The organism is Flavobacterium sp., from assembly GCF_039916025.1.
Classification (GTDB): domain Bacteria; phylum Bacteroidota; class Bacteroidia; order Flavobacteriales; family Flavobacteriaceae; genus Flavobacterium.
In genome coordinates, this window is record NZ_JBDSMB010000137.1 from 1 (window position 1) to 13807 (window position 13807).

General features: G+C 37.0%; 7 protein-coding genes. 5 read left to right on the forward strand and 2 right to left on the reverse strand.

From position 1 onward, the window contains the following. Positions 1 to 47 precede the first annotated feature (47 nt). The 4 genes from ABIQ27_RS09765 (at position 48) to nhaA (ending at position 10452) form a co-directional block, all read left to right on the forward strand. Positions 48 to 6299 carry a gliding motility-associated C-terminal domain-containing protein gene (locus tag ABIQ27_RS09765; protein ID WP_348033697.1) on the forward strand — a complete coding sequence of 2084 codons (6252 nt, stop codon included), beginning with the start codon at positions 48 to 50 and terminating at the stop codon, positions 6297 to 6299. Positions 6300 to 6354: 55 nt separating this feature from the next. Further along, the gene (locus tag ABIQ27_RS09770; protein ID WP_348033698.1) at positions 6355 to 7266 is read left to right on the forward strand and encodes a type IX secretion system membrane protein PorP/SprF; all 912 of its coding nucleotides are present in this window, start codon (positions 6355 to 6357) and stop codon (positions 7264 to 7266) included. 13 nt (positions 7267 to 7279) lie between these two features. Next, a complete protein-coding gene (locus ABIQ27_RS09775; RefSeq protein ID WP_348033699.1) occupies positions 7280 to 9229 on the forward strand; it encodes an OmpA family protein in 1950 nt (649 codons plus the stop codon). 68 nt (positions 9230 to 9297) lie between these two features. After that, positions 9298 to 10452: a Na+/H+ antiporter NhaA gene (gene nhaA, locus ABIQ27_RS09780; RefSeq protein ID WP_348033700.1), complete on the forward strand. Its 1155-nt coding sequence runs from the start codon at positions 9298 to 9300 to the stop codon at positions 10450 to 10452. Positions 10453 to 10486: 34 nt separating this feature from the next. On the opposite strand, the gene corA is transcribed toward nhaA, so the two are convergent. Then, positions 10487 to 11557: a magnesium/cobalt transporter CorA gene (corA, locus tag ABIQ27_RS09785; RefSeq protein WP_348033701.1), complete on the reverse strand. Its 1071-nt coding sequence runs from the start codon at positions 11555 to 11557 to the stop codon at positions 10487 to 10489. 68 nt (positions 11558 to 11625) lie between these two features. Here corA and hutI point away from each other — a divergent pair, with 68 nt between their 5' ends. Further along, on the forward strand, positions 11626 to 12864 hold the full coding sequence (gene hutI, locus ABIQ27_RS09790) for an imidazolonepropionase (protein ID WP_348033702.1): 1239 nt from the start codon (positions 11626 to 11628) through the stop codon (positions 12862 to 12864). Positions 12865 to 12922: 58 nt separating this feature from the next. On the opposite strand, the gene ABIQ27_RS09795 is transcribed toward hutI, so the two are convergent. After that, on the reverse strand, positions 12923 to 13807 hold the full coding sequence (locus ABIQ27_RS09795) for a hypothetical protein (RefSeq protein WP_348033703.1): 885 nt from the start codon (positions 13805 to 13807) through the stop codon (positions 12923 to 12925).

Below are 13807 nucleotides of genomic sequence, written 5' to 3' on the forward strand. Positions count from 1 at the left end.
CTCTTGCTTTTGAAACAAATCAAGGAAAAGGTCGTGCAGAATTCACATTGGTATCTCCTAGTGGTCAAGCAGTTGTTCTAGTCGGACCTTATTGTACAGGTGGTGCATGTGAAGATGACAATTCAAGCGACCAAGAATTATACTTGCCATTATTTTATCCAAATAGTTCAGGATATACACAATGGAACAATAACAATGTTATAACTCAGGATATTCCTCAAAACTTTACCCCTAATGGTGCTTTGTCATCTCCTAATACAATTGTTGGTGTAAATAGCTATGTTTCAAGTTTTGAGAATTTAACTGGTCCAATGAATGGTACCTGGTTTATATTCGCCAGAAAACAAGCTAGTGTTAACGGAAGTATTACTTTCCAAAGCGTATGTTTAACACCAGCAAGTGCATGTCCTAGCAATAAGGTAATCACAAGAACATGGACAGTAACTGATGCTTGTGGGAATGCAACTTCTGCAACACAAACTATAACTATTCAAGATATTACAGCTCCTGTAATTGCTACATTACCTGCTACATCAACCATCAACTGTCCGGCAACACCTAACTTTGCTCAGGCTATTGCTACAGACAATTGTGACCCAAATGTTTCTTTAACATTTGTTGATGTAACAACTAATGGTGCTTGTGCCGGTTCTTACTCAGTAACCAGAACTTGGACAGCTACCGATGCCTGTGGAAATACTTCTACAGCTTCTCAAACTATAAACGTACAAGATATTACCGCGCCAACTATTGATACAGCTGCTGCTAATGCAACTGTTGAATGTGACGGGAATGGTAACTCAGCTGCTTTAGCTGCCTGGTTAGCTTCTAACGGTGGTGCTTCAGCTTCTGATGCTTGTTCTAATGTAACCTGGACAAACAACTTTAATGCGCTTAGCAATGGTTGTGGCAACACAGGTTCTGCTTCGGTAACTTTTACAGCAACTGATAATTGTGGAAACACAGCAACATCTTCAGCTACATTTACTATTCAAGACACTACTGCTCCAACAATTACAATTGCTGCAGCGAGTGCTACAGTTGAATGTGATGGTCAGGGAAATACTGCTACATTACAAGCCTGGTTAAACTCTAACGGTGGTGCTTCAGCTTCTGATACTTGTTCTAATGTAACCTGGACTAACAACTTTGATGCTCTTAGCGATGGTTGTGGAAATTCAGGAACTGCTTCGGTAACATTTACAGCTACTGATGATTGTGGTAACGCAACTTCTTCAACAGCTTCATTTACAATTCAAGATGATACAGCACCAACAATTAATACTATTGCTGCAAATGTAACTGTAGAATGTGATGGAAATGGTAACTCTGCTGCTTTAGCTGCTTGGTTAGCATCTAACGGTGGTGCTTCAGCTTCTGATACTTGTTCTAACGTAACCTGGACCAACAACTTTAATGCTCTTAGCAATGGTTGTGGAAACACAGGTTCTGCAACAGTAAACTTTACTGCTACTGATGATTGTGGTAATAATACTTCATCAACTGCTACTTTTACAATTCAGGATACAACTGCCCCAACTATTGATATTACTGCAGCTAATGCTACAGTAGAATGTGATGGAAACGGTAATCCAGAAGCTTTAACAGCTTGGTTAGCTTCTAATGGTGGCGCTTCTGCTTCTGATATTTGTTCAAATGTAACATGGACAAATAGCTATAATGAACTTAGCGATGGTTGTGGTAACACAGGTTCTGCTTCTGTAACGTTTACTGCTACTGATGATTGTGGGAATGCTACTTCATCAACAGCAACATTCACTATTGAAGATACTACTGCTCCAACTATTGATACAGCTGCTGCTAATGCAACTGTAGAATGTGATGGAAATGGTAATTCAGCTGCTTTAACTGCCTGGTTAGCTTCTAACGGTGGTGCTTCAGCTTCTGATACTTGTTCTAACGTAACATGGACTAACAGTTTCACTGCATTAAGCAATGGGTGTGGAAACACAGGTTCAGCTTCGGTAACGTTTACTGCTACTGATGATTGTGGCAATGCTACAACTACTTCAGCAACCTTTACTATTGAAGATACTACTGCTCCAACTATCTCTATTGTTGCAGCTAATGCAACTGTGGAATGTGATGGAAATGGTAACTCAGCTGCTTTAGCCGCTTGGTTAGCTTCTAATGGTGGTGCTTCAGCTTCTGATACTTGTTCTAACGTAACATGGTCTAATAACTTTGATGCTTTGAGCAATGGTTGTGGTAATACAGGTTCTGCTTCGGTAACATATACTGCTACTGATGATTGTGGTAACGCTACTACATCAACAGCTACCTTTACAATTGAAGATACTACTGCGCCAACAATTACTATCGCAGCAACTAACTTAATTGTTCAATGTGATGGTAGTGGTAACTCAACTGCTTTATCCGCATGGTTAGCTTCTAATGGTGGTGCCTCAGCCTCTGATATATGTTCTAATGTAACTTGGTCTAATAATTTCAGTACTATAGCAAGTGATTGTTCAGCTGCTGTGACAGTAGTATTCTCTGCTACTGATGATTGTGGTAATGCCACAACTACTTCAGCTTCATTTACTGTTCAGGATATTATTGCTCCAACAATTGATATTGTTGCAGTTAATGCTACAGTAGAATGTGATGGTCAGGGAAATACTGCTGCTTTAGCTGCTTGGTTAGCTTCCAATGGTGGCGCTACAGCTTCAGACACATGTTCTAATGTAACCTGGTCTAACAGCTTTGATACACTTAGCAATGGTTGTGGAAACACAGGTTCAGCTTTGGTAACTTTTACCGCTACTGATACTTGTGGAAACACTTCAACTACTTCAGCTACTTTTACAATTCAAGATACTACAGCGCCAACTATTACAATTACTGCAGCTAATGCTACAGTAGAATGTGATGGTCAGGGAAATACTTCAGCTTTAGCTGCCTGGTTAGCTTCTAACGGTGGTGCTTCGGCTTCAGATATTTGTTCTAACGTAACTTGGACTAACAGCTTTGAGGCTCTTAGCAATGGTTGTGGTAGCACAGGTTCTGCTTCTGTAACTTTTACAGCTACTGATGATTGTGGAAATACTTCAACAGCATCTGCTACCTTTACTATTGAAGATACTACGGCTCCAACTATTAGTGTTGAAGCAGCTAATGTAACTGTTCAATGTGATGGTCAGGGAAATACTGCAGCTTTAACTGCTTGGTTAGCTTCTAACGGTGGTGCTTCAGCTTCTGATACTTGTTCTAACGTAACGTGGACTAACAACTTTGATGCGCTTAGCGATGGTTGTGGAAACACTGGAAGTGCTTCTGTAACTTTTACAGCTACTGATGATTGTGGAAACGCAACTTCATCAACAGCAACCTTTACAATTGAAGATACAACTGCGCCAACAATCTCTATCGCTGCAGCTAATGCTACAGTAGAATGCGATGGAAATGGTAATCCAGAAGCTTTAACAGCTTGGTTAGCTTCTAATGGTGGTGCTTCTGCTTCTGATATTTGTTCTAACGTAACATGGACAAATAGCTATAATGAACTTAGCGATGGTTGTGGTAACACAGGTTCTGCTTCTGTAACTTTTACTGCTACTGATGATTGTGGTAACGCAACTACGTCAACAGCTACATTTACTATTGAAGATACTACCGCTCCAACTATTAGTACGCCTGCGGCTAACTTAATATCACAATGTGATGGTAGTGGAAATACGGCTACACTTCAAGCTTGGTTAGATAACAATGGTGGTGCTTCGGCTTCAGATATTTGTTCTAACGTAACTTGGTCAAATAATTTTGATACTATAGCAAGTGATTGTTCAGCTGCTGTAACTGTAATATTTACTGCCACTGATGATTGTGGAAATGCTACAACTACTTCGGCTACATTTACTGTTCAGGATAATATAGCGCCAACTATTGATACAGCTGCAGCTGATGCAACTGTACAATGTGATGGAAATGGTAACACAGAAGCTTTAGCCGCCTGGTTAGCTTCTAATGGTGGTGCTTCGGCTTCTGATACTTGTTCTGATGTAACTTGGTCTAACAGCTTTGATGCTCTTAGCGATGGTTGTGGAAATACAGGTTCAGCTACAGTAATATTTACCGCTACTGATGCTTGTGGAAACACAGCTACATCTTCAGCTACATTTACTATTGAAGATACAACTTCACCAACTATTGATATCCTTGCAACTAATGCAACCGTTGAATGTGATGGAAATGGTAACACAGAAGCTTTAGCCACTTGGTTAGCTTCTAACGGTGGTGCTTCGGCTTCTGATACTTGTTCTAACGTGACTTGGTCTAACAGCTTTGATGCTCTTAGTGATGGTTGTGGAAGTACAGGATCAGCTACAGTAACATTTACTGCTACTGATGATTGTGGAAACACAGCAACATCTTCAGCAACCTTTACTATTGAAGATACTACCGCTCCAACTATTGATATCGTTGCTGTTAATGCAACAGTAGAATGTGATGGAAATGGTAACGCAGACGCTTTAGCCGCCTGGTTAGCTTCTAATGGTGGTGCTTCGGCTTCTGATACTTGTTCTAATGTAACTTGGTCTAACAACTTTGATGCTCTTAGCGATGGTTGTGGAAACACAGGTTCTGCTTCGGTAACCTTTACAGCAACTGATGATTGTGGAAACACTGCAACATCTTCAGCTATCTTTACCATTGAAGACACTACCGCTCCAACTATTGATATTGCAGCAGCAAATGCTACAGTGGAATGTGATGGAAATGGTAATACTGAAGCTTTAGCTGCCTGGTTAGCTTCTAACGGTGGTGCTTCGGCTTCTGATACTTGCTCTAACGTAACTTGGACTAACAACTATGAAGCTCTAAGCGATGGTTGTGGAAACTCAGGTTCTGCATCTGTAACGTTTACTGCTACCGATGATTGTGGTAACACTGCTACATCAACAGCAATCTTTGCAATTGAAGATAATACAGCTCCATCAATCTCAGTTACTACAGTTAACACAACAGTAGAATGTGATGGAAATGGTAATACCGCAGAAATGGCAGCTTGGTTAGCTTCTAATGGTGGTGCTTCGGCTACAGACATTTGTTCTAACGTAACCTGGACTAATAACTTTGATGGTCTTAGTGATGGTTGTGGTAGCACAGGTACTGCTTCTGTAACGTTTACTGCTACTGATGATTGTGGAAATTCTTCTTCAGCAACAGGTTCATTTACTATTGTTGATACAGTAGCACCAACAATCACAACTGTTGCTGTTAATGCAACAGTAGAATGTGATGGAAATGGAAATACCGCTGCATTAAATACTTGGTTAGCTTCTAATGGTGGTGCTGCAGCTTCAGATATTTGTTCTAATGTAACTTGGTCTAACAACTTCATTGCATTAAGCGATGGCTGTGGAAGTACAGGTTCTGCTACAGTAATCTTTACAGCTACTGATGGTTGTGGAAATAGTGTTGCTACAACAGCTACATTTACAATACAAGATACAATTGCACCAGTATTAACTTCAGAATTTGATCAGAAGGTACAGGTTACTTGTTCTACTATTCCGGTTGCACCTGAATTAACCTTTACTGATAATTGTTCTGGTAATATTGTTCCAGTGCCTACAGTAACACAATCTGAAGTAATTGATAACTCTTATATTATAGTAAGAACATGGGTTGCTACTGATGCTTGTGGAAATATATCTCAAACATATACGCAAACAATTCATGTTACTGTAACAAATACAACAGTACAGGAAATACCTGCTGTAAGATGTAACTTTGCTGAATTCGATAGCGTTGACTTAATGACATTGCTACCTGCTGGTACACCAACTGGCGGTACATGGACAAATGTTAACAGCGCTACTGGTTTAACAGGAACTGTATTCAATCCTTTTGGAGTAGCACTTGGAGTTTATATCTTTAGATATACACTTGCTGACGGTAGTTGTTTCGATAGCTATGACATAGTGATGACTGTAAATGATGATTGTAAACCATTACCTTGTGAATTAATTGCAATACACAATGCATTTACTCCTAATAATGATGGTATAAATGACTGGTTCCAAATTGATCATATTGGAGACTTTGAATGTTATCCTAGCAATAAGGTTGAAATATACAACCGTTGGGGTGTTTTAGTTTATGAAACTAAAAACTATGATAACCTTGGAAGAAGATTTGAAGGTGTTTCCGAAGGAAGGACTACTATTGACAAATCAGCTGAATTGCCAACAGGAACTTACTTCTATGTAATCCAATGGACTGATGGAGGAGCTTCTTTCACTAAAGACGGATATTTATACCTTACAAGATAAAAAAACCTACTAATTCCTGAGGGTTGAAAAACCCTCAGGTTAAAAAATAGAAAATATGAGAACAAAAATTTTAATTTTCGCTTTGATGTTAACGTGTTACTCTGGTTTTGCTCAGCAAGATTCACAGTTTACCCAATACATGTATAACACCATAAATATCAATCCGGCTTATGCAGGATCGAGAGGAGTCATGAGTATTTTTGGATTGCATCGTACCCAATGGGTAGGATTAGATGGTGCTCCTACCACTAATGCATTTTCCATCAATACACCAATCAACAACAGTAATCTTGGACTTGGAGTATCTTTAGTAAATGATAAAATTGGCCCAACTAAAGACAATACCATTTCAGCCGATTTATCGTATACAATCCCAATGAATGAAAACTATAAACTGTCTTTTGGAGTTAAAGCTTCCGGGAATATATTTAATTTAGATACGGATAAGTTGACTCCTGCTCAGGCAAATGATCCAAATCTTCAAAATTTCGATAATGAGTTTTCACCGAATTTTGGAGCTGGAGTTTATCTTCATTCTGATAAATTATACTTAGGCCTTTCGGTGCCAAACTTCCTGCAGGATTCTAAATACAACGATAATGATGTAGCTGTATTTCAGGAAAGAATGAATTTTTATTTTATTGGTGGTTATGTGTTTGATTTAGGACCATCGGTAAAATTCAAACCGGCTGTTTTAACTAAACTAGTAACTGGTGCTCCGCTACAGGTAGATGCTTCGGCCAACTTCTTATTCTTTGACAAGCTAATGCTTGGTGGAGCGTATCGCTGGGATGCTGCAGTAAGTGCTCTGGCAGGTTTTCAAATAACCGATGGTTTGTTTGTTGGCTATAGCTATGATATGGAAACAACAGAATTAAGAAGATATAACTCGGGTTCTCATGAGATTTTCTTACGATTTGAGTTGTTCAATAAAGTTAGTAAAATGGTATCACCTAGATTCTTCTAATAATATAACGATTATGAAAAATAAAATTACATATTTAGTACTATTAGCTCTCACTTGTGTGAGTAGTTATTCTCAGGTTAGTAAAAAAATAGAAGTTAGGGGTAATAAAGAGTATGCAAAATACGCTTATATTGATGCTATCAAAACATACGAGCGAATCTATGAAAAAGGATACAAATCGCCTGATATGCTTCTAAAAATGGGAAACTCTTATTATTTTAATGCTGAGTTAGAAAAAGCAAACAAATTTTATTCTGAGCTTTATGCGACGAATCCGGAACAAGATCCTGAATTCTATTATCGTCATGCCCAAACGCTTAAAGCTGTAAAAGAAAATGACAAAGCGGACGCTATGTTAGCCATATTTTCAGAAAAAAGCGGAAACGACACCAGAGCAAAATTACTATCTGAAAACAGAAATTATTTAGATGTAATCAAAAGCAACTCAGGTCGCTATAAAATCGAGAATGCTGGTATAAATACCAAGTATTCTGATTATGGAACTGCATTTATGGGAACTAAAGTAGTATTTTCATCTGCCCGTGATACTGGAAACTTCTCTAAAAGAATCCACACCTGGACAGGTCAATACTTTACCAATCTTTACGATTCTCCTATTTCAGAAGATGGTTCTCTTGGAGCTGTTGGTAAATTTGGTAAAAAAATAAACACCAAATACCATGAAGATACTCCGGCTTTTTCTAAAGATGGAAAAACGGTTTACTTCACGCGTAATAATTACCTTGACGAAAGAGGGTTTGATGCCAGTAAAGTAACGCTTTTAAAAATTTATAAAGCCACTTTAGATAAAGAAGGACAATGGACAAATATTACTGCGCTTCCATTCAACAGCGATGGTTATCAAACAGCTCACCCAGCCTTATCACCGGATGAAAAAACATTATATTTTGCTTCTGATATGCCTGGAACTAAAGGACAATCAGATATATTCAGAGTAAAAATAAATGAAGACGGCAGCTTTGGTCCTGCGGAAAATCTTGGAGATTCAATTAACTCAGCCGGAAGAGAAACTTATCCTTTCGTTTCTGACGATAACGAATTGTATTTTGCTTCGGATGGTCAGCCTGGTTTAGGTGGATTAGATGTATTTATCACAAGATTGCCAAAAGACGGAAGCCTTAATTTTAAACAAGTTCTAAACGTTGGTGAAGAAGCAAACAGTCCAAAAGATGATTTTGCCTTTATCATTAATTTTAAAACTAAAAATGGATTCGTAAGCTCAAACAGAGATGGCGGACAAGGAAACGATGATATTTATAAATTTGTAGAAACAAGACCAATTTGGTGTGATCAAATCCTTTTCGGTGTAGTTACTGATGAAGATACTAAAGCAGTTTTACCGAATGTGAAATTGATTCTTTTTGATGAAAAATTCAATCAGCTTAAAGAAACAACTTCTGATGCAGAAGGAAAATACGAATTCACCGAAGTCGTTTGTGGTACAAAATATTATGTAAGAGCTTCTCTTGAAGATTATACGACGAAAGAATCTCCAGTAGTTATTGGTAAAGAAACCGGTAAGACAGAACTTAACATCGAACTAAAAACAACTACATGTAAAGTTAAAATAGGTGATGATTTAGCAGATTGTTTCAAAATCAATCTTATCTATTTTGATTTGGACAAATGGAATATCAGACCTGATGCAGCTGTGGATTTAGCAAAATTACTGGATGTATTGAACCAAAATCCATCAATGAAAATCAACATTCGTTCTCATACAGATAGTAGAGCTTCATTCTCTTACAACGATAGATTATCGAAAAGAAGAGCAAAATCTACCAAAGACTGGTTGATTAAAAACGGAATTGCTGCCGATCGTTTAACATCTGAAGGTTTAGGTGAAAACGAATTGGTTAACGGTTGTTCAGATGGTGTAAAATGTTCTGAAGCAGAACACCAACTTAACAGACGTTCAGAATTCGTAATTACAGCATTATAATACAAAACCCTAATAATCATATTTTAAAAAAGCATCCTTAAACGGGTGCTTTTTTTTATCTTTGAAATATGAAAATTACTAAACTTTTCAATGATTTTTTTGATAGTGAGAAAGCAGGCGGATTTACATTAATTGCCTGTACACTGCTTTCATTACTGCTGGCGAATTCTATTTGGAGCGAAAGTTATCTACACATTTGGCAATATCAATTAGGAAATCATTCGCTCGAACATTGGATAAATGACGGGTTGATGACCATTTTCTTTTTGCTGATTGGTTTGGAATTAGAACGCGAAATTTATGACGGTGAACTTTCCAATATCAAAAATGCATTGCTTCCAATCTCGGGAGCGCTTGGTGGAATGCTGGTTCCGGCAGGCTTGTTTTTACTTTTAAATTTTGGAACTGAAACACAATCCGGAGCCGGAATTCCAATGGCGACAGATATTGCTTTTGCATTGGGAATATTATCACTTTTAGGAAATAAAGTTCCGACTTCATTGAAAGTTTTCTTAACAGCTTTGGCAGTAATAGATGATTTGGGCGCAATTCTGATAATTGCCATTTTCTATACCGGCGATTTAAATTGGATGAATCTAATCATTGCCTTATCCATTTTTGGAGGCTTGTTAATTTTAAACAGATTGAAAGTTCATAACCTTATTCCCTATTTAATTGGCGGTGTTTTTATGTGGTATTTTATGCTTAATTCCGGAGTTCATGCTACAATTACAGGAGTTTTATTAGCATTTGCAATTCCGTTTAGTAAAGGAGATGAAAAATCACCATCCATAATTTTACAGCACTTTTTACACAAACCTGTTGCCTATTTTATTCTTCCCATTTTTGCCTTGGCAAATACTGCAATCATAATAAATTCTAATTGGCATTCAGCCTTATCCCAAAATTACACGCTAGGAATTGCTTTAGGATTAATTATCGGGAAGCCTATTGGAATTGCGCTTTTCAGTTATTTAGCAGTGAAATTAAAAATCTGTTCGCTTCCGGACGATATCAATTGGAAAGCCATAATCGGTGTTGGATTTTTAGGCGGAATTGGATTTACGATGTCAATCTTTATTACGCTTCTCGCATTTTCCGATGCTGAGCATATCGATAATTCCAAAATCATGATTTTGGTTTCTTCCCTAATTGCCGGAATTATAGGTCTATTATTTTTAAAGTCAGTTTTGAAAAAGGATTTTAACCAAGCTAATTCGTAATTCGTAATTCGTAATTCGTAATTCGTAATTCTTTTTAATACCAATTCTTCTTTTTGAAATAATATATCATTCCCAAAAGCAACAAAATCATAATCCCAATGATGATAAAATAACCATACTGCCAGTGCAGTTCGGGCATATTGTCAAAGTTCATTCCGTAAACTCCAACAATAAATGTCAATGGCATAAAGAAAACCGAAACTACGGTTAAGGTTTTCATCACTTCATTCATCTTGTGGTTTTGGGAAGAAAAATAAAAATTAGAAGCACTGTCAAGCGTAATCAAGTCATACTCTATCTGTTCCAAAAGCTCTAAACATTTTTGATGCAGACGCTCGAAAAAACTATAATTATCATGCTCTATAGCATTAAAAACATTATCGTCTTTCATGCTTTTAATCGAATACAAAGAATCACGCAGCGGAATTATAGAACGCTTTAAGAAGTTATAATTATCACGGTGTTTTTCGATTTGCTCTAAAATTTGTGGATTGGTACTTGTTTTTGATAAATTAATCAATTCCTCAACCTTGTCCTCTTCGTTTTCGATGGTGATGTAGAAATTTTCCATTACCGCATCAAGCAATAAATACAATAAATAATCTGCTTTTTTATCTCTTACAATTCCTGAATGTGTTCTGATTCGCTCCCGAATGTGCGAAAAAAAATCGCTTCGCTTTTCCTGAAACGAAACTAAAGTCCCATTCTTCAAAAGAAAACTTATTTGCTCCACATTGATAGCATCGCTATTCTCAATCGGCAGTAATGATTTAATATTGAAAAAAAGAATGTCGTGATATTCTTCAAGCTTCGTGCGTTTAGTCGTATTTAATATATCGCCCAGCATAAAATTATCAACCTTTAGACAGTCGCCAATCGATTTGACAATCACAATATCATTCAAACCATGAACATTCAGCCAATTTATTTTGGAGTCATTAAAATATTTTTCACAATCAGCAACCTTAAACTCATTATACTCAGTCAGGTCATTGGTATCGTAAACAAACAACTGCATTTCTGTCGCTGTATCTTTATGCTTTCCTGTATATTCTAAAAGTGATGGTTGCACTTTTCTACCTTTTTTGTATTTAATTTTTCTCACGAATTCTAAATTTGTTTAAATTTAATACTATTTCTTTTTTTAGAACTATTTTTACCAAAAATCATTTTATGCAAACGTTGATCATCAACATAAAAGAGTTATTGCAAGTCAGACAAACTTCAATAGATAAAGTTTCCGGAAGCGAAATGGGAATTTTACCGACTATCAAAAATGCCTATTTGTTAATTGAAAATGAAACGATTGCAGCTTTTGGCTCGATGGATAACTGTCCGAAAATAAACGCTGACAAAACAATTGATGCTGCTGGAAAAATGATTTTGCCATCATGGTGTGACAGCCATACTCATATCGTGTATGTTGGTAATCGCGAACAGGAATTTGCAGACAGAATCAATGGTTTGACTTATGAAGAAATTGCTAATCGTGGCGGAGGAATTCTAAATTCTGCCAAAAAACTAAACGAAGCAACGGAAGAAGAAATCTACAACCAATCTAAAAAAAGACTCGAAGAAGTTATCCAGCAAGGAACCGGTGCAGTCGAAATTAAATCGGGTTACGGCCTGACCGTTGATGGTGAACTCAAAATGCTTCGCGTGATAAAAAAATTAGCTGCTAATTATCCAATAACCATTAAAGCTACTTTTCTTGGTGCTCATGCTTTCCCTTTAGAATACAAAGAAAATCATGCTGGATACATTGATTTAATCATCAATGAAATGCTTCCCAAAATTGCCAAAGAAAACCTGGCTGATTATATTGATGCTTTTTGTGAAACAGGCTATTTTTCAGTTGAAGAAACCGAACGGATTATGGCGGCCGGAAAGCAATATGCTTTGCGTTCCAAAATACATGTTAACCAATTTACAGCCATTCACGGAATTGCAGCCTGTGTACAACACAACGCACTTTCTGTAGATCATTTGGAAATTGTAACCGATGAAGATATTGAAGAACTGAAAAATAGTGAAACGATGCCAGTCGCGTTGCCAAGCTGTTCTTATTTTATCAGCATTCCGTATACGCCCGCACGAAAAATGATTTCTGCTGGTCTGCCTCTGGCTTTAGCTTCCGATTTTAATCCGGGAACTTCACCATCAGGAAATATGAATTTTGTTGTAGCAACAGCCTGTATTAAAATGAAAATGACGCCCGAAGAAGCAATCAATGCCGCCACAATAAATGGTGCGTATGCTATGGGAATCTCTGTAACTCACGGAAGCATAACTGTTGGCAAAAAAGCCAATCTCATTATCACAAAACCTCTGAATTCATACTATGAATTGCCCTATTCCTTTGGCACTGATTTGATTGAACAAGTCCTGTTAAACGGAAAGTTAGTTTCATAAAAAAAGTCCCGATAAATCGGGACTTTTTCCTTTTATAATTATTAAAAAGCGATGATGATTATTTCAAGCTAAAGCTGCTTTTTGAAACCAATTCTCCTTTGTCAAATACATTGACAAAATACGTTCCTTTAGCAAAATCCTTACCTGGCAATTGTTCAGAAACATTAACTGATTTGTTTTCATATTTAACCGTTGTTGTAAAACTGTAAGTTAAAGTTTGATCTCCAAATGAAACGGTTGCTTTATCACCCAACACATTGTTTTTAGCATCAATCACCTGAACATAATAGGTTTTGTCTCCAGACTTAGCAATTTTGTTTTCTGCTATCGTAAAATTAACCTGAAGCATGTCTGTTCTGCTTGCTTTGTCAGTGGCAATTTGTTTTCCGGAACTTCTCACTTTATACGAAGCTGTTTTCAAATTCGTAACCGATAGTTTAGAACCCATTTCAACCGTTTTAGCTAATTCTTCATTTTGACCAACTAAAACCTGATTGTATTTTTTGTTGTCTTCCAAAACTACTTTTGTGCTATCCAGATTGGTGGTTAAAGTTTGATTTTGTGTCTTCAGAACCTCAACTTCCTGCATCAAATTCTGCATTTTCTGCTCTAATGCTTTGTACTGAGTTCTGTATTTCTGTAGAGAAGCATTGTCACCTTTTGATGATTTTAGGTCTGCCATAAGTTTTACAACTTTATCTCTCTCAGTAATTAACTCATCCGACATTGAAGTGTTTTCAGCGATTGCAGCATCATAAGTAGCTTTCAAATCCGATAAATCCTTCAATACTGACTCTTTTTCAGATTTTACAGTTACAACTGTTGTTTGTAATGACTTCGCGTCAGATGTAAGTTTAAAAATGTAAATTAAACTTCCTATCAACAAAACTGCTAAAATTCCAATAATAGCTTTTAGTTTCGAATGATTGTTTTGATTTTCCAT